20 protein-coding genes are annotated in these 15,667 nt (G+C 63.4%); 5 read left to right on the top strand and 15 right to left on the bottom strand.

Annotation, left to right across the window (positions count from 1 at the left end):
- Window positions 1-169: 169 nt before the first annotated feature.
- From V3C85_RS17970 to V3C85_RS17905, 14 genes are all read right to left on the bottom strand, one after another.
- Window positions 170-1,144, bottom strand: a complete 975-nt coding sequence (locus tag V3C85_RS17970; protein WP_331796862.1) for an ATPase, T2SS/T4P/T4SS family — start codon at window positions 1,142-1,144, stop codon at window positions 170-172.
- Window positions 1,144-2,466 carry a TrbI/VirB10 family protein gene (locus V3C85_RS17965; protein ID WP_331796861.1) on the bottom strand — a complete coding sequence of 441 codons (1,323 nt, stop codon included), beginning with the start codon at window positions 2,464-2,466 and terminating at the stop codon, window positions 1,144-1,146. Before V3C85_RS17965 ends, V3C85_RS17970 begins: the two co-directional genes overlap by 1 nt.
- A 1-nt stretch (window position 2,467) precedes the next feature.
- A complete protein-coding gene (locus V3C85_RS17960; protein WP_331796860.1) occupies window positions 2,468-3,217 on the bottom strand; it encodes a TrbG/VirB9 family P-type conjugative transfer protein in 750 nt (249 codons plus the stop codon).
- Window positions 3,214-3,873, bottom strand: a complete 660-nt coding sequence (locus V3C85_RS17955; protein WP_331796859.1) for a virB8 family protein — start codon at window positions 3,871-3,873, stop codon at window positions 3,214-3,216. Before V3C85_RS17955 ends, V3C85_RS17960 begins: the two co-directional genes overlap by 4 nt.
- 32 nt (window positions 3,874-3,905) lie before the next feature.
- Window positions 3,906-4,925, bottom strand: a complete 1,020-nt coding sequence (locus V3C85_RS17950) for a type IV secretion system protein (RefSeq protein ID WP_331796858.1) — start codon at window positions 4,923-4,925, stop codon at window positions 3,906-3,908.
- A 3-nt stretch (window positions 4,926-4,928) separates the two neighbouring features.
- Complete coding sequence (locus V3C85_RS17945) at window positions 4,929-5,435, bottom strand: hypothetical protein (RefSeq protein ID WP_331796857.1); 507 nt, start codon at window positions 5,433-5,435, stop codon at window positions 4,929-4,931.
- Window positions 5,432-6,154 carry a type IV secretion system protein gene (locus tag V3C85_RS17940; RefSeq protein WP_331796856.1) on the bottom strand — a complete coding sequence of 241 codons (723 nt, stop codon included), beginning with the start codon at window positions 6,152-6,154 and terminating at the stop codon, window positions 5,432-5,434. The genes V3C85_RS17945 and V3C85_RS17940 overlap by 4 nt, the downstream gene beginning before the upstream one ends.
- A gap of 83 nt (window positions 6,155-6,237) precedes the next feature.
- Window positions 6,238-7,341, bottom strand: a complete 1,104-nt coding sequence (locus tag V3C85_RS17935; RefSeq protein WP_331796855.1) for a lytic transglycosylase domain-containing protein — start codon at window positions 7,339-7,341, stop codon at window positions 6,238-6,240.
- Window positions 7,342-7,349: 8 nt separating this feature from the next.
- The gene (locus V3C85_RS17930; protein WP_331796854.1) at window positions 7,350-7,556 is read right to left on the bottom strand and encodes a hypothetical protein; all 207 of its coding nucleotides are present in this window, start codon (window positions 7,554-7,556) and stop codon (window positions 7,350-7,352) included.
- Window positions 7,553-9,931 (bottom strand): VirB4 family type IV secretion/conjugal transfer ATPase, encoded by a 2,379-nt coding sequence (locus V3C85_RS17925; RefSeq protein WP_331796853.1) that lies wholly within the window; start codon window positions 9,929-9,931, stop codon window positions 7,553-7,555. The genes V3C85_RS17930 and V3C85_RS17925 overlap by 4 nt, the downstream gene beginning before the upstream one ends.
- Window positions 9,921-10,196, bottom strand: coding sequence for a type IV secretion system protein VirB3 (locus V3C85_RS17920; RefSeq protein WP_331796852.1), 276 nt, complete (start codon window positions 10,194-10,196; stop codon window positions 9,921-9,923). The genes V3C85_RS17925 and V3C85_RS17920 overlap by 11 nt, the downstream gene beginning before the upstream one ends.
- A gap of 66 nt (window positions 10,197-10,262) precedes the next feature.
- Window positions 10,263-10,577: a TrbC/VirB2 family protein gene (locus V3C85_RS17915; protein WP_331796851.1), complete on the bottom strand. Its 315-nt coding sequence runs from the start codon at window positions 10,575-10,577 to the stop codon at window positions 10,263-10,265.
- 5 nt (window positions 10,578-10,582) lie between these two features.
- Window positions 10,583-11,293: a lytic transglycosylase domain-containing protein gene (locus V3C85_RS17910; protein WP_331796849.1), complete on the bottom strand. Its 711-nt coding sequence runs from the start codon at window positions 11,291-11,293 to the stop codon at window positions 10,583-10,585.
- On the bottom strand, window positions 11,265-11,585 hold the full coding sequence (locus V3C85_RS17905) for a hypothetical protein (RefSeq protein WP_331796848.1): 321 nt from the start codon (window positions 11,583-11,585) through the stop codon (window positions 11,265-11,267). The genes V3C85_RS17910 and V3C85_RS17905 overlap by 29 nt, the downstream gene beginning before the upstream one ends.
- A gap of 168 nt (window positions 11,586-11,753) precedes the next feature.
- Between V3C85_RS17905 and V3C85_RS17900 the strand changes: the two genes are divergently transcribed.
- The 5 genes from V3C85_RS17900 (at window position 11,754) to V3C85_RS17880 (ending at window position 14,534) form a co-directional block, all read left to right on the top strand.
- The gene (locus tag V3C85_RS17900) at window positions 11,754-12,056 is read left to right on the top strand and encodes a hypothetical protein (RefSeq protein WP_331796846.1); all 303 of its coding nucleotides are present in this window, start codon (window positions 11,754-11,756) and stop codon (window positions 12,054-12,056) included.
- 60 nt (window positions 12,057-12,116) lie between these two features.
- Window positions 12,117-12,761 (top strand): hypothetical protein, encoded by a 645-nt coding sequence (locus V3C85_RS17895; protein WP_331796845.1) that lies wholly within the window; start codon window positions 12,117-12,119, stop codon window positions 12,759-12,761.
- Window positions 12,762-12,977: 216 nt separating this feature from the next.
- The gene (locus V3C85_RS17890) at window positions 12,978-13,823 is read left to right on the top strand and encodes a hypothetical protein (RefSeq protein ID WP_331796844.1); all 846 of its coding nucleotides are present in this window, start codon (window positions 12,978-12,980) and stop codon (window positions 13,821-13,823) included.
- 118 nt (window positions 13,824-13,941) lie between these two features.
- A complete protein-coding gene (locus V3C85_RS17885; protein ID WP_331796843.1) occupies window positions 13,942-14,154 on the top strand; it encodes an AbrB/MazE/SpoVT family DNA-binding domain-containing protein in 213 nt (70 codons plus the stop codon).
- On the top strand, window positions 14,154-14,534 hold the full coding sequence (locus V3C85_RS17880; protein ID WP_331796841.1) for a type II toxin-antitoxin system VapC family toxin: 381 nt from the start codon (window positions 14,154-14,156) through the stop codon (window positions 14,532-14,534). The genes V3C85_RS17885 and V3C85_RS17880 overlap by 1 nt, the downstream gene beginning before the upstream one ends.
- A 15-nt stretch (window positions 14,535-14,549) precedes the next feature.
- Here the strand turns inward: V3C85_RS17880 and V3C85_RS17875 are convergent, their stop codons facing one another.
- Window positions 14,550-15,527 carry a hypothetical protein gene (locus tag V3C85_RS17875; protein ID WP_331796840.1) on the bottom strand — a complete coding sequence of 326 codons (978 nt, stop codon included), beginning with the start codon at window positions 15,525-15,527 and terminating at the stop codon, window positions 14,550-14,552.
- Window positions 15,528-15,667 lie beyond the last annotated feature (140 nt).

Here is a 15,667-nt window from a genome sequence, read left to right as displayed (position 1 = left end):
GGAGGTTGGCAACGATTTCAATGATCCGCCTGACGGGCTGTCCTTCCTAAGATCAAAGCGTTCAACTCTGTTCAGGACCTGAACTTCCATTGCCGGAATGTCTGCAATGCTAATGATTGGCCAGACGGGCATGGTTTGGTCAATGGCCGGTTCCCGCACTTCGCAACCCTCACAGGCAAAGTATCTCCGCCACCCCGCGCTGCCCGCCCTGCCGAGATAGCTGCACAACCAGATCCACGCTTCCCTCGCAGTACCGCTTCACCTCCTCGAACCCCATGCCCAGCCCGGCGGCCATGACCATGATCGCCAACCGGTCAATAGCCTTTCGCGCGGTGTCGGCATGGATGGTTGTGAACGACCCGCCGTGCCCGGTGTTGATCGCTTCGAGGAAGGTCCGGCTCTCCTCCCCCCGCAGCTCGCCTAGGATAATCCGATCCGGTCTCATCCGGAGCGAAGCTTCCAGTAGACGCGCAGAGGTGCGTTCGCCTTGGGCACTACGATCCGCCTTGAGCGCTACTGCGTTCTCCTGGCGGGGGAACAGCTCATAGGCATCCTCGATGGTCAGAATCCGCTCCCCCGGGTCCACCATCGACAACAACGACCGCGCGAAGGTCGTCTTGCCGGTCGAGGTACCACCAGAAATCAGAATATTCATGCGCTCATTGACGCACAATCGCATCGCATCGACGACCTGCCCGGCTTCAGCCAGCTTCATCGCCTCCCCTGTCCTTTCCCGACGCTTCGCGTCGAGATCGACGAGACAACCATGTAAGAGGCGCGGCTCGATCAGCTGATCGGCGGAAACCTTGAACGGCCGGAAGGTGATGGCCATTCCCCCCTCTACGATCGGCGGTGCCACGACCTGCGCCCGGATCGCCATATCGCCCCAGACGATCTTTCCGGAGACGGTGGGCTTCTTTTCGGAGAACTGCACGCCAACGGCAGAAGCTATTGCCTGCCCAAGGTTCTTAGACAGGACCCGATCGATGGACAGATGCGCGACCCGCTCCATGTGGGTCGCACCCTTCCGCTCGATCCAGACCTTTCCGTCCGGGTTGATCGCCACCTCGACCAGATCGTCCCGCAGGAACAGCGGCGCAATTGGCGTGAGGTAGGTCCCGAGGAAACTCGGTCGATCATCCATCACCAGATTTCCAGATCGCGGTCGACCATGACCGTGATCACGGCCCCGGGGGCGACCGTGATGATCGGCGGCAGGCTCGTATAGGCCTCGACCGCTGAACTCATGGCTGCGCTCAGGTCCTCGCCCATGCTCTCGGCTGTGTCGGAGCTGACCCCATCGGTGTATTTCGCGGCGGCGACGGCGGGGGCGGCCCCGAGAAGGGAAATCAGCGCAGCCGACCCGAACCTGGCACCGAAGCGGGTGTTGACCTTGCCGGTGAGGCCGGAGCGTCCTTGGGCATCGCCACCGAAGGCCTCCATCTGCACGGACTGCCCGTCCGGTGTGACGAGCCGGGTCCAGGCCACAAGAATGCGGCCCTGGCCGATGGCCACGTCCGAGGAATAGTCCCCGAAGAGGCGCGAGCCGGCGGGGATCAGGATTTGCGCCTGATCGAAGGACCAGACCGGCCGGGTCACGATGGCTGTGATCTGACCGGGCAGGCTCGAGTCGACCGCATTTTCGAGGGTCGCATCAATCATCGTGCCCTGAAGGACGGTGTTCGACGGATTGGCGATCACCTGGCTCACTTCGGTGGCGGTGGCTTCCCGCCCCGACTGCACGAAATCCCGCCCCGCAGAATCTCGACCCTCGGCCGGGGCCTCAGGCATCCCCATCCCGGCATCCCCTGCTCCACCCTTCTGCCCATCGTCAAAGACGACCGAAGGCGAGGCCACGCGGGCCGCTAGCTGCGCCTCGCGCTCGGCACGTTTGGCGGCCAGTTCGGCCTCCCGGGCGGCTTCTGCTGCCCCTGTGGTGTCCGCGCTTGCTTTCAGGACAGCGATCTCCTGATTGAACTGCCGCCGCATGTCCTCCATCAGAGCGAGGTTTTGCGACTGTGCCTCTTCGAGCGCGAGCGCCAGTTCCTTGGCGGTCTGGTCCTTCTCGGCATTGGCCCTGTCGGCAAGATCACCCAGTTCGCGTTGTAGCCGTTCGACCTCGGACTGGAGCGTGGCGTTCCGCGCTTCGAGGTCTTCCCGCTGTGAGGCCAGTTCGCCCTCGATGTCGGAAAATCCATCCCCGGCGGGCTTTGCTTCCGGTCCCGGCTCAATCGCTCCGAAAGGCGAGCCTCCCGCCTGATCCTGGAATTCCTCGACGGCGGAGGTTTCCACATCGGGGATGGCACGGCTGGAGGGCCAGATGGTCCAGAGCGCGACAAGGCTTGCACCGGCCAAGAGCGCGCCCATGCCAAGCTTTTGCTGCCGGGTCATCTTCGGCTTGGGCCGCTCGACTTTGTAGTCCGGCTCAGTGCCCTTCTGCGGATCGGTCATCTCGGGATCAGCCATGTCAGAACTCCCATGCCTGAAGTTTCGCGAGCAGGGTCGGATCGGTGGTCACGCCCCCATCCACCCGCTCGATGCACAGAACCTGGCCGCCAATCCGGATCGAATAGGCCGCGCGCAGCCCCGAGACGCGGACGATGCTGCCCCGCGTGCCGGAATTCAGCGTCACCTCGCGGCCCGTCGCATCGACGCCGAAGATCGAGGGTCGGAGACCTGGTGCAAATGCGAAATAAGTCGCCTGCCCATCGTTCCAGATATGGACGGGTTTCAGGGTCTCGTCGCCCGACCAGGCATAGCCGATGTCGCGCGAGCCTGCGGCCACCGTGCTGCGGGTCGTCCGGCTGGTGCCAGTCTCCGGATAGCGCAAGACCAGCCGGTAGGTCGGGTTGCGGGACCGGCCCTCACTGATCGACAGCGAGATCGTGCGCCGCCCGGTGTAGATCGTCATGTTGGTCTCGGCCCCGGCGATCAGGGGTTTCACGGAAACCGTGGTCCGGTTCGACAGTACCTCGACCTCAAAGGCCTCGCTGTCGCCGAGAAGGACGGAATCGATCCGCTCGCCGGCGCCCAGCTCGATGGCGGTGTTCACGCGCAGATGCGTGTCGAGCCGGATGACATCGACGGGGTTGTAGAGGACCGAACGGACACGGGCGTCGGCGCCCATCGACGCCGGGGCGACTTCGGCGGTGGCAACACTCCCAAAGCCGAGGGCACAGGCGAAGGCAATGCCCGGGAGGAGGAGAAAACGGGTCATGGATTGGTCTCCAGGGTTTCGGCGTCGACGCGGTAAGCCGAGACGGTGAAGCCGAGCGGGTTTTCCCAGACATGGGCAAGGGAGCGTTCGGTCTTTGGCTCGAAGGCGAACTCGACCGTCGCGACGAAGGGCTGGGTCACCGGATCCTGCTTCGTCTTGCGCAGGGTTTTCAGGAAGCGGATCTGGGCGACGTTCGGCGAAAGGAACGTGATCCGGCGCACGGTCACCGTAACTTCCGCCCCGGGCCCATAGACATCGGGCGGGTAAGCCGTATTGCCGCCGCCCTTCGACCAGAGAAGCCGCAGGCTTTCTTCGGCACCCCCTGTCGAGCGGCGCTGGACGCTTTCGAGGCGGGCTTGAATCCCGGCAAGGAAATAGCCCTCACGATCTGAGACATAGGCCACGAGGAGGCTTTGCTTCAGCGCTTCCTGGTCCTCGATTCCGGTGGGGGCGACCTGCAGGATGTTTTCGGCGTCACCGGTCTGGCGATCGACGAGGACGGTGAAGACTTGGGTTTCCCGCAAGGGCAGAACGAGGACCAAGGCGGTCGCAAGGATCAGGCTCAGCCCGCCTGCGGCACTCGCGACAATCCAGGCACGCCGGGCCGAGAGGCGGGGCTCCAGAACGAGATCGACATCAAATCCATGCGCCTCCATGGGCGGTCCTCCACTTCTCGAATTCTGGAACATCAGCTCTTGTCCGGTGTCCGGTTCGCAAGCCGCATCGCGGTCTGAACAGCGGACCGCCCGATCTGTCCGGCGGTATTGCCGTTGAGGCGAGCGTCCGAGGGACGCCGACCACCGGCATCCAATCCAGCCGCTCCTCGGCCTGCGCCGATCCCGGACGCGATGCCGGTGCGGCCGTAACCCTTGACGCTGTCGGCGGTGCGGAAGGTCGAGGCCGCGACGCTGCCGAGACCGGTCGCGGTCGACGCGAGGGACTGTGCGATCGTGGGCACCATGGCCATGAGGCCGGTTCCGAGCATCATGACGACGACGAAGCTCAGGACATCGCCGATGGTTTCCACCGAGGCGAGGGAGGCCGGGGTGAGGTCCGCCGCGATGTAGATCGTGAACGCCGCCATTCCGGACGTCAGCATCGGGTAGAGCGCGAAGCCGAGGGCGAGGTTCACCCATCGGTCAAAGAGCGGGGCGGTGACCTTGAAGAGCGTGCAGGCAATTGCGACCGGCGCGAAGATGACGAGGACGCCGATCATGATCTTCGCGGCCGAGATCACGATGATCGACACGGTCGCCATGAGGGCTGCCACAAGAAACATCAGGAGGCCCGCGAGGGCGCCGGTGATGTAGCTGCCGTTCTGGCTGATCGCCTGACCCACATCGAGGGCTTGCAGATAGAGGGCATCCAGACCCTCGTAGAGATTGCCCGACCCATCCCCAAACGCGTTCATCACGACCGCGCCGATTTCACTCGGGGCGTTGGTCAGAACGCCATAGACCGCATTGAAGTTGGTCCAGGACGACAAGAACGCCGAAGCAACCGTGATCCGAACCATGAGGCCGAGCCCGTTGCGCAGCGTCATCGGCACGGCTTGTGCCATCAGGTTGATCCCGATCAGAGCCACCACCAGGACCGACCCGACCCGGAAGACCGGCACAATCTCGGCTGCCACAGCATCAAATGCCGTAGCGCCAACCGCTGTTGCGGCGGCATCGACCTGGGTCAGAATGTCGGCGATGATGGCCATGGATCACTTGGCCCGGCAGCTTTGCTCAAGCTCGCGAAACCGCGCCTCGGTTGCACGCCGATCTTCATCGCGGATACGTTCCAGCGCCGGACGGTCTGCATCGGTCAGTTCTGCCGTCGACTTGCCCAAGGCGGCCGTTACGAAGGCGTCGAAGCTGAAGCCGTCGAAGAGGCAAGCGCAGGAGCCTTCTTCAAGCCGCCGCGACATCGCTACGCGAAAATAGGCCTGCCGAGCCACTGCGCGGAACTTCCAATCGGTGATCCTCTCGGGCAGGTCGATCACCTCTTCGCAGGAAGACCACTCAGCGGCAGCAAAGATGCCGGTACCGCGCCTCTGCATCTCGGTCAGGAGGTCCAGCACGGTCTCCGCATCCTGCGCGCCTACCGCTTCCCGGGTTTCTTCGACCAGCTGAACGTCACTGAAAGTGGCGATGTCTTGCGCAGCAGCGAAGCTGGTAAAGCAGACCATGACAACAACCGCCGCGACGTGGTGAGAAGCCCGCCGCATCATTCGGCCCCCGAATAGTCGAAGAAGCTCTTTTCCTTGGCCTGCTCTGCGGCCCAGTTCACGCCTGTCTGCCCGGCGGCCAGCCCTGCAGCCGCGTTCAGCCGCCACATCTGGCCGAGCATGTAGCTGGTTTCGGCGGCCATCCGGGTGTTGAGGTCGATGCTTTCCTTCAGGCCCTCCTGATTGGCGATTTCGGCCACCAAACCGTCGATCCGTGCCAAGCTTTGGGCTGCTTCCTCGTAGGAGAGCTGCGCCACGCCCATGGCCGTGGCACTCGTGGCCGCGGTCATCGCGATGAGCTTGTCTTGCGGGTTCTCCGATGACGACAGCCCGGCAAGGGTTTCCGAGGTCAGCCCGGCCCCTTCCAGCGTGTCGCGCATATACTCGGCGGCCATCTTGTCGCCCATGGTCACGTCGCCATCGAGCAAGCTGTCCAGAAGCCCGTCGAAATCCCCGATGGTCAGCGCATCCTGGAAACCGGAGAGATCGGTGATCTTGGCCGCCCGTGAGCGCAGGTCCTCCACCGAATTGTACAGGCTCGCGATCTCGTTCAGGCCCGAGATCGACCCGAGGATGCCTTCGAGGTTGGTCAGCTGCTCGAGACCGGTCTCGACCTGCTTCTTCAGCTCTTCGATCTGCGCGATCTGGTTTTCTGCATCGCGAAGGGCTGCTTGAAGCTGCTCGATGTTCTTGGCGAGGTTGGTGCCGTCGATGACGGGCACGCCTTGTGCCAGAAGAGGTGATGCCAGAAGCGATGCACAGACGGCGAGCGCGAGACGCGCCCTTGTTCGAAGGACGGCAGGTCTCACGGAGTGTACTCCCAGAAGGTGGTGTATTGCAGGGATTGTGCGGCTTCGGAAAGCCCACGGGCCGCCTCGACCTTGACGGCGCCCGCGCGCAGCCGAAGCGTCAGGGCCATGAGGCGGGCGCGCTCGGCGAGCATGTAGGTGTTCTGGTCGACCGCCTGTTTCGGGGTCTGGGGCTTGGCCTCTTCCAGGAACCCCTTGATCCGGGCCATCGCCGCCTCGATCTGCCCCGACTGCTGGCCGGAATAGCCGATGAAGGCCGAAGACATGTTGCCCCATTCGGCACTTGCACCCTCCACCCCCGCCAAAGTGCCGGTTACGTCCGCGCCAGTGATCACCAAGAGGTAGGCGTCGTAGTAGCCCGAGATCCTGCGGACGTAGTTCTGGGTTTCCTCGAAGGGTGGGATGCCGCCGTATTTCTGGACGTTGCCCGGCCCAGCGTTATAGGCCGCAAGCGCGAAGTCGATCCGGCCGAAGCTGTTGAGCTGGGTCGCGAGATAGCGTGCGCCACCATCGAGGTTCTGCAGCGGGTCGGTCGGATCGACGCCGAGATCAGCGGCGGTGCCGGGCATCAACTGGCAAAAGCCCATGGCTCCGACCGGGCTGATCGCCGCGTTGGAGAACCCGCTCTCCTGCTTCACCAGCGACTGGAAGAGAATGCGCCAGGTCGTGGGCGTAAGCCCGACCTTCACGACACCGGGGTGCGTCTCATAGCGCGCCGCTGTCGCGATGATCATTGCCTCGACCGTCTCGCCTTCGCCAAAGAGCCGCTGGCTTTCGGGGCTGGTCTCCTCAAGAGGATAGACTTCATCGGCAGGCAGAAAGGACCCAGTCCCCATCTCGAAGCCACTGAGGTCGGTCACGCCGGTCGTATCTGCGAGGAAACGCTCATAGGCGGCCAGCTGCTCGTCTTCGATCTCGCTCAGTTCCGTGCGCGTGGCGAGTTTCTCCCCCTGCTTCACGGCGTCCTCGGCCTGTTCGACAAGACGCGAAATGAAGTTCGACAGCCGCGAGCCGTCGATGATCGGCACGCCTTGGGCCAGAAGGCCCATTGGCATGGCGGAGCCGAGGAGAAGGCCGAGAAGGAGGGGGGCGCGACGCATGCGGTGGCTCAGTTCCCGCAGAGCGTGTCGGGCGCGTTCATCGTCGAGACAATGACTGTCGTGCCATCGCTTTGCTCCCGCGCCGCGAAATACTTGCCCTCGGCCCGGAACCGGCCGTGGCAAGGGGAGACGGCCCCCGTCTCGACACCGGCGCAGGCGGAAAGGAGGGTGATCCCGAGAAGGGAAAGGGGGATCAGGCGGTTGCGTCGGGTCACGTCATGTCCTTCCAGAAATCGGGGGCATCGCGCCAGCCGTAGGGGGCGCGGTCTTCGCCGGATCGACCGCCGCCGAGAACGGTGAGTGCAGGTCCGAGGGCCGCGAGATCCATGTTCACGAAGACCGAGTCTCCGGCTGAGCGCAGGAGAGCGAGGCGCAGGCCACCGGTGGGCGTGCAGAGAAACTCGGCCTCTTTCTCGTTCAGCCGCAGGATCCGGTAATCCTCTGGGTTGGCACGCGGGTTCGGGTAGAGCAGTTGCGTCACCACGCTTTCCGCGATGATCTGCCCAACCTTGACCCGGGTCAGATGGGTGGGTGTCTGAGTCAGCATCATCACCACGGCGTTCTTCTTCCGCATGGTGACGAGCCAGTCGTGCAGGCGTTTCTCGAAGATCGGATCGTCGAGCATCTTCCAGGCCTCATCGATGACGATGAGGGTCGGACGACGATCCTCGATCACGCGTTCGATGCGGCGAAAGAGGTAGGCCAGAAGCGCCGAGCGTTCGGTCCCGAGATCGAGGATCTCCGACATGTCGATGCCGACCACATCCTCGGAAAAGCTGATCTGGGAAGTGGCCCCGGGTCCGAAGAGCCAGCCATGCCGACCCCCCTGCCCCCATTCCCGGACCCGGCCCACAAGATCGCCCTCGTCGTCTGTTGACGCGACGAGGGTGGCGAGGCCATCGAACGTCCTGAGCCGCGGATCGGCCATGACAATCTGCCGGACAGCGGCGTTGAGGCTGACGGTCTGGGCCGTCTCGAACGGTCGAGCTCCCGCAAGGATGTCACCGAGCCAGTCGGTGAGCCAGGCCGCCCCGCGTTCGTCGACCTCGGTCTGGAACGGGTTGAGGCCTGTCGCCTCGCCGATCCGGATCGCGGAATAGCTGCCGCGCAGAGCACGCACGGCCATCTCGAGGCCACGGTCCTTGTCGATGACGAGGATGCGGGCATGTACGCGCCGCGCCTGCGCCATCAAGAAAGCCGTGCCGAGGGTCTTGCCCGACCCGGTGCGGCCCAATACCAGCGTGTGGCCGGCGCTCGGCTCGGCACCCCGCTCGCCCTTGTCGTGGAAATTGAAGCGGTAGAGGCTCGAGGTCACCGTCGGCAACGCCGTGATCGTCTCGCCCCAGGGTGATTGGACCTTGGGGCGGCCCTCGGTCACCCGGTGGAGTGCCGCGAGATGGGCGAAGTTCTGGGCAGACAAAAGTGCTGTGCGTGGGCGGTAGGCCCAGTTGCCCGGGGCTTGGGCAAACCAGGCCGCGCGGGCGGCGAAGCTCTCGCGAACGAGGGTCGCCCCGCAGTCCTGCCCCGCACGCCAGACTTCGGAGGCAGCTTCCTCCAGCCGTTCCGGGGTCTCGGCCGTGACCATGACCGTCAGGTGATGTTTGCCAAAGACCTGTCGGCCTGAGGCGACGTTGTCCGCAGCCTCGTAGAGTTCCTGACGCAGGGTTTCGGCGGCATCCTCGGAGGCGCGCATCTGGCGCGCCGTGCGCTTGATGCGCTCTTCGATCTCGTTGTTGCGGGCGGGCGTGAAGCTGTTGGTGATGACGATCTCGTAGGGCAGTTCCAGCGCGTCGAGCATCCGCGCCCAGGTTCGGGCCGGATAGGATTTCACGCCGAAGATCGTCCCGAAGCGCCACCCTGCGCCGCTATCGATTTCCACCCGCTTCCCGGCAAAGGTCATCTGCGATGACGCGATGGCCTCGCTGAGAAACTGGCCGCTTATCGGCAGGACCTTGACCATCGGCTGCCCGAGAAGGACACCCAATAACCCAAGCCATTCCCCGGAAGAGATGCTCAGGCGCCGAAAGCCCAGGCCCTGGCAGGCCCCGGCCAGGAGCCCCATCGCTTCATTCAACCGCTCGATCCGTTGGCCAAGATCGCCCGTGAAGGCCGCCTTGAAGAGAGCTCCGATCAGAGGTGCCCGTTTTAGTGCTGTGGGGCGCAGGATGAGCGAGACCATCAGCACGCGGCGTTTCAGGGTGCGGGCACGGAGATGTCTTTGCCAGCGGGCGTCAACCATGGAGGCAAAGGCGGCTCCAGTGCCCTCGCCATCAAAGGGTTTCAGATGTGGTGCGTCCGGCAGGGTCAGCTTGGAGACATGGAGCCCGAACCCTTCGCCCAACTGGCCAACCAGCCGCGCAAGTGAGGTGGTTGCGAGCGAGAGGTCCCCTTCTTCCGTCGTGAAACTGTCCTGACCCTCGACCACGGCAGAGGCGATCAGGTCACCTTGCCGGGTCAGGATCAGATTGTCCGCGGGTGCGGAGAGCCAGGGCAAGTGCCGGGCGAGGGTCTCGGCTGCGAGATCCTCAGACCGCAAGACAGATCGAAGCGCCGGAGTTGCCGGGAAGAGGGATTTGAGGTCAGCTGACATGGCGATCTCCGTCAAAGGCCGACTTGCCTCGCGTGCGCGGGGTCCGGGAAAAGACCACCGCGACCGTCTCGAAGAGGTTTGGGTTGCGGTCTGCCACGAACCAGAGGACCGGATAGCCGACGATCCCGATCAGCAGAAACCGCCAGTCGTTCGCCCCAACGAAGGGGATGACCGAGCCCAGCATCAGGCTCACGAAGTAGCCGATGGGCAGGCCGAAGATCTTCGGCGGCCGGGTGAGGCCGAGGAACAGGGGCGCGTCATGCATGGGGAATATCCGGGGGATCGGCCAGGTCGGGTGTACGAAGCCACCCGGCCTGTTGCCTATCCTGCCTCAGGGGGCCGCAAAGCCGTCGATGATGGTCGCGGCCGAGAAGACGAGGACCACGCCGAAGAAGATCGCGAGGAACAGCGGCCAGTTCAGTCGGCCGGTGAACATCATGTAGCCCGCAGCCACGACGGCGAGGATGGCGATCAGCCGGCCGATCGGGCCGGTCAGCGCATCGACGACCGTTTGAAGCATGTTTTCCAGCGGGTCGAGGTTCTGCGCGAGAGCGGGCTCCGCAAGGATCGCCGCGAAGGGCAGCGCCAGCAAAAGGGTGTGCAAAGCCAGGCGCGGCAAACGCGCGCCAAGAAGATTGCGGAACATGGGAGTTACTCCGAACTGAGGGTTGCGTTGGTCAGCCGCAGAACCTTGGCCACATGGCCCTCGGTTTCGGCATAAGGGGGAATGCCGCCATAGTCGCAGACCGCTTCGGGTCCAGCATTGTAGGCGGCGAGCGCAAGATCGGCGGCACCGAAGTCCTCGAGTTGCGCGAGGAGATAACGGGCCGAGCCGCGCAGGTTGTCTTCGGGATCATGGGGATCGACGCCGAGCAAATCGGCAGTTCCTGGCATCAGTTGTCCAAGCCCGATGGCCCCCACCGATGAGCGTGCATCCGGATTGAAAGCAGATTCCACTGCGATGTTGGCCCGGAAGAGCGCGAGCCATTCGGTCCCGGAGAGCCCTGCCGCTTTCAGCGCAGGATGGCGGAGGTAGTCGTCGCCCACATCAAGTACGAGGTCCTCGATCTCGGCCGTGCCACGCAGCCCTCTGCCTTTCCCGGGCGTGCCGTAGGACGCGAGCACAACGAGACCTTCGTCATCGACATCGGTCCCAATCTCATCCGTGGGCTGAGTACCTCTGAGATCGCCACGTTTGGGAAGCTCCTTGCCAAAATCGAGAACGCTGGCCCGAACCTGCAGGTCCTCAGCTCCTGCCCCAAGATCGATGACTTCTGCGACTGCACCTTGTGTGCCAATGAGCCAGAGCGCCAGCCCGCCGCAGAGGGTCAGATCACGAGTTAGGGTCCGCCTTCGCGTCATGGGTCCAGGTCGCCTTCTCGCCCTTCTTCAAAGGAACGGGGACCGTGGTCAGACCCAACTCGACCGCGAAGGAGATGAGACCTGTCACGGTCTTGAACTCCCGGGGTTCGAGCCCGCGCGAGATCACCAGAAGGGCTGTCTGGTCACCAAGGCGCAATTGGATGCGCCACGTGCCTTGCCAGACATTGAGAACCTTCTTTGCGTCCTCGATACATAGGGCTTCGACGATGCCGCCTTCGGTCAGGGCCTCCTTCAGTCCGGCCTGCAAGATCACCGGGGTCAAGTTCCTCATGGGTTGGCACCTTCCGAAGCAACACGCTCACGGTAGAACATAGTGCATGTCGCGCTGATGAGAAACATGTCGTCGCGCAACGTGACGGCACTACTAGCGGTAGAATCCTATTGCGTCAATAGAGGTGTTTTGCAATTCATGCACATGTTTTGAAATCCAGGAACTCAGATGCCCCTCCTCACTTCCCGACGCACCTGCCTCGTTGTCGTCACCCTGCTCACGATGCCAGTCGGCGGGGTCGCCAAGAGCGAAACGGCGTTGGACTGCCTGCCGCCGATCCCGCCCGCGCCGGTTACGGATGCCGCCACGCGTGCCGAGTTTCGCGTGGAGATCGGGCAGGAGTTCACGGCCTATTTCGATGAGTCGCAGGCCTATCTGCGCTGTCTGGATGCGGCGCGATCGGAGGTGTCCGAAGAGATCAACCGCGTCATCCGCGACTACCAGTCCCTCGGCCCGGAGCCTGACGGGTGATCGCGCCAGATCAGGTCTTCCCGCCCCTCCCCTCCCGGATCTTTCACAAGGAAACCAGCAATGAACTCCATACGAGCTGTGGCCGCCGTCGCAGTGACTGCCGTCTCAGTTTCTCTTTCGGCGCCCGCTACTGCCTACCCGGTCGACTGCGCGATCCTTCTCTGCCTCGCAGGTGGTTGGCCTGCCTCGGCCGAATGTGCCCATGCCCGCGCTGTGTTCATCGCGCGGATCACGCCCTGGCCGGTGGAGCCGCCGCTGCAGATCTGGAACTGCCCGATGCGGGCATCCCTGAACCGGGACAAAGCCCCAATGGAGCGGCTGCTTGAGATCGCGCTGCTTGGGAAAGGCGGACTGCTCCCGCAGTCACGGGGCGAGAGCCCTGCCGAGCTCTATCTGGTCCAAGACCGGGCGGACGTCGACATTTCCGATCCGGCCTACGACTTCGTGCGTTCGATCCATGTGTTTCAGATCGAGTACCGGCGCCACCGCAATAGGGACGGTGACTGCAACACCTGGTCGACAATCCGCGAGGGCACTTACGGCGAGCAGGGTGACTTCGCTTGGGCGAGGTCCACGCCAGCCCGCGTTCCCCCCGCATCAGCGTTCCGCCCGGGGACAAGTTGTTCCGATTACTGGTTCCGAGGCGTCTTCGTCGACTGGACCGACTACGAGGGCACCTACGGCTTCGAGGAGGTGCGCTACTGATGACCTGATCTTCCAGCCTCTCCGGCACGATCGAAAGACTGAGACACCCAGAAACAGAAACGACGCCAGACCATAGGCCCGACGCCGCACTGATTTCCTCGTGGTAGTGGTAATCTAGCGCGAGCTTTGGACCCGTTCAACCGGCAAATACCTTTGCCGGAACGAAATTCTGCACGCCTAATGGACTGGTGTTGTCCCAAGACGGAACGACATGACATGGAACTCACGACCGGTGCCATCCTGCGCCGCATCACCGAAACGCCACTCTCCACGGCGGCGCACAAGCTCGCGACGATCATCCTCGATGGGATCGCCTGGAAGGATGGCTACAACGGCCTGGAGCGCGGGACGGCCGCGTTCACGCTCGGCAGCCTTGCCGACAAGATGGGCGTGTCGCGCCAGCATTTGAATCTCCTGCTGGCTGAATTGGCATCCTCGGCCCTTGAGCTCTTTCGGTGGAAGCCACACGGCAAGTTCGCCCCTTGGCTCTTTCGCTTTGGCGCTGTGGATAACCTTGCGCTCGAGCCAGATCATGTGTCGCCTGCAGATGACACATCACTATCTAGAGAGTCTAAGAACAAAATGATGTTCGCCGGGAAGATTGAAATCGAGGTTGCATCCAACGTCCACCGAACCCCTTGGGGCGATCTGATCAAGGCGGCGAAGACCGCCCTGCCATGCTGGGATGTCGATACCCAAGTTATCTGGGACGCGTTCCGATCCTTCAACCAGGCAAGGGGCAACGCCGAAGTGCCGGCCGGGTACTTGCTGGGCTTCATGCGGAAGTGGCGGGCCACGAAACCCAACCAGGCAACTGCGGGCGAATTGCGCGGCGTCGCTGGCCACAATCCGACGCCTCAGGAGAGAGCAATTCTTGATTTGATCAAGGCGGCCCCCATGACCAACCGGCACTTCCATGCCTCCGATCTACGCCGCGCCATCGGTTCGGCCGCCTATGCCGCACGGGTGCTCGCAATCTCGGCCCAACACGGCTGCTCAACGTTCACGGCGACACTGGTTGTGCACGGCCAGGCGGTTCTGGAAGGCGAGATCACGCGTTGAACCATGAGACGAGAACGCAAGGCAGCGCTCACCACCGCAACAGGTCCGAGAGGCGAAGGCTTGAAATCCCACATCGGTTATCTTACGTTTTCAGCAACGATCAGCAGAAAGTACGACAATGCCCGAGACCGCCACTTTGTCCTCGAAATTCCAGATCTCGATCCCCAAGGCGATCCGCTCGGCCCAGCACTGGGAGGCAGGGCTTACCTTTGCCTTCATTCCGAAAGGTACGGGTGTCCTGCTGGTGCCAGTCCCCAAACGCGAGGCGCTGAAGGGCCTTGCGCGTGGGGCTGTGCCAACGGAATATCGTGACCGGACTGACCGCTTCTGATGGTCCTGGTTGACTCCTCCGCATGGATCGAATGGCTGATCGGCTCAAGCACTTCGGACCGGCTCACCGAGCATTTGCCGCAGCAGTCCGACTGGCTGGTGCCGACCATGGTCCAGTTGGAGCTCGCGAAATGGCTGACCCGTGAATTGGGTGAAGACAAGGCGGACCAAGTGATCGCCTTCACCCAAGTCTGTCAGGTCGTCCCACTCGACACCGAGATAGCCCTCGCGGCGGCCGAGGCCTGCCGCGTCTACAAGTTGGCCACCGCCGATGCGATCATCTTCGCAACTGCGCGTTCTCGCGGCGCGACGCTTCTCACTTGCGATGCGCATTTCGAGGGGCTGCCGAGTGTGACCTATATCCCGAAGTCCGACAGCTGAAACAGGGGCGCGACGTCACGCTGCCTTCCACATGCGGAACCGACCCTGTCCTGTCACCTCGCGGATCAACCCCTGCGCCTCCATCCAGGCCAGGTTGCGCTGCACGGCGGCTCGGCTACTACCAGTCAGCTGTTGTGCCATGGGGGCCGAGACCATCGGCCATTCAGTCAGCGCCCGACACAAAGCGGGCGGCGTCTTCCCCGACAAACTGACCGTCGCGGACTTCGCTCGCGCTGACCAGTCCTCAATGTCGTCCAGGTAGCGCATTGCGGACAGACACGCCGTTTCCATGCCGTCCAGCCAGCGAACGAGCCGCTCGGCAGGGGCGCCACCTGCGCGCAAGCCCCCTGCCCCGCCCATGGCGAGCGGAGCGAAGACTGCTCCCCTACTCTCGCTTGCCGCGATCCGTCCTGCGGTGACCGCCGATTCCATCCGGTCGCCAGTCTGCCCGAGGCCGGCGAGGCTCCAGAGATGGAACCCCATGCAGGCCCGGGTGATCGGGTGCAAGGCACGCGCAGCCTGCATAATGTCAAGCCAAGCGGACGCACGATCCGCGAAAGGTTCGGCACCCTCGGTGATTGTCTCGGCGTCCCGTCGGTCGAGGAAACCGGACAGATCGTCCTCCGGCCCCGGCCCTCCCGTCAGGCGCCGGACTGCCCACCCTAGGCGCGCCAGCGCGCCGGCATCATCCTGCACGCCCGACAGGCGCAAGGAAATCCAGAGTGCCAGACGGTCGGGGCCCACACGGTCACCGAGGAACCAGCTCAGATCTGCCGCCTCGAGCAATGCCAGCCGGTGCCGCCATCCCTCTGGTCCGCGTCGGAGGCGGTCGTCCAAGGCTCCGAGCCGTCCTGCGACTCGCGCCAAGCTTGCTGCGCAAGCGGCCTCTGCTTTGATCCAGCCCGAAACGATCGAGGTTTCACTGGGCTCCGCCCTTGGCCCGGGCGGCAGATAGTCCGGCTCTTCTTCGACAGGTCCGGGTAGAAACCACATGTCGCATTTTATTCACCATTTCAGCACATGTTCATTACGTGATTTCTGGAAGATACCGCGATATTGCACATCATTTTTCAGCTTAAGGTTTCAATTTTGACTACGTATTTCAGCAAGTGGCCGCCCTGTTGGCGCACGGC

This window comes from Pseudotabrizicola sp. L79 (assembly GCF_036553525.1).
GTDB lineage: Bacteria > Pseudomonadota > Alphaproteobacteria > Rhodobacterales > Rhodobacteraceae > Pseudotabrizicola.
The sequence above is the reverse complement of the archived record's forward strand: the minus strand, read 5'-3'. Positions and strand labels throughout refer to the sequence as shown.

Excerpts from the sequence above, each read along its gene's own strand:
- V3C85_RS17970 (WP_331796862.1), bottom strand. The coding sequence starts at position 1,144 with ATGGATGATCGACCGAGTTTCCTCGGGACCTACCTCACGCCAATTGCG.
- V3C85_RS17965 (WP_331796861.1), bottom strand. The coding sequence starts at position 2,466 with ATGGCTGATCCCGAGATGACCGATCCGCAGAAGGGCACTGAGCCGGAC.
- V3C85_RS17960 (WP_331796860.1), bottom strand. The coding sequence starts at position 3,217 with ATGACCCGTTTTCTCCTCCTCCCGGGCATTGCCTTCGCCTGTGCCCTC.
- V3C85_RS17955 (WP_331796859.1), bottom strand. The coding sequence starts at position 3,873 with ATGGAGGCGCATGGATTTGATGTCGATCTCGTTCTGGAGCCCCGCCTC.
- V3C85_RS17950 (WP_331796858.1), bottom strand. The coding sequence starts at position 4,925 with ATGGCCATCATCGCCGACATTCTGACCCAGGTCGATGCCGCCGCAACA.
- V3C85_RS17945 (WP_331796857.1), bottom strand. The coding sequence starts at position 5,435 with ATGATGCGGCGGGCTTCTCACCACGTCGCGGCGGTTGTTGTCATGGTC.
- V3C85_RS17935 (WP_331796855.1), bottom strand. The coding sequence starts at position 7,341 with ATGCGTCGCGCCCCCCTCCTTCTCGGCCTTCTCCTCGGCTCCGCCATG.
- V3C85_RS17925 (WP_331796853.1), bottom strand. The coding sequence starts at position 9,931 with ATGTCAGCTGACCTCAAATCCCTCTTCCCGGCAACTCCGGCGCTTCGA.
- V3C85_RS17920 (WP_331796852.1), bottom strand. The coding sequence starts at position 10,196 with ATGCATGACGCGCCCCTGTTCCTCGGCCTCACCCGGCCGCCGAAGATC.
- V3C85_RS17915 (WP_331796851.1), bottom strand. The coding sequence starts at position 10,577 with ATGTTCCGCAATCTTCTTGGCGCGCGTTTGCCGCGCCTGGCTTTGCAC.
- V3C85_RS17910 (WP_331796849.1), bottom strand. The coding sequence starts at position 11,293 with ATGACGCGAAGGCGGACCCTAACTCGTGATCTGACCCTCTGCGGCGGG.
- V3C85_RS17905 (WP_331796848.1), bottom strand. The coding sequence starts at position 11,585 with ATGAGGAACTTGACCCCGGTGATCTTGCAGGCCGGACTGAAGGAGGCC.
- V3C85_RS17900 (WP_331796846.1), top strand. The coding sequence starts at position 11,754 with ATGCCCCTCCTCACTTCCCGACGCACCTGCCTCGTTGTCGTCACCCTG.
- V3C85_RS17895 (WP_331796845.1), top strand. The coding sequence starts at position 12,117 with ATGAACTCCATACGAGCTGTGGCCGCCGTCGCAGTGACTGCCGTCTCA.
- V3C85_RS17890 (WP_331796844.1), top strand. The coding sequence starts at position 12,978 with ATGGAACTCACGACCGGTGCCATCCTGCGCCGCATCACCGAAACGCCA.
- V3C85_RS17885 (WP_331796843.1), top strand. The coding sequence starts at position 13,942 with ATGCCCGAGACCGCCACTTTGTCCTCGAAATTCCAGATCTCGATCCCC.
- V3C85_RS17880 (WP_331796841.1), top strand. The coding sequence starts at position 14,154 with ATGGTCCTGGTTGACTCCTCCGCATGGATCGAATGGCTGATCGGCTCA.
- V3C85_RS17875 (WP_331796840.1), bottom strand. The coding sequence starts at position 15,527 with ATGTGGTTTCTACCCGGACCTGTCGAAGAAGAGCCGGACTATCTGCCG.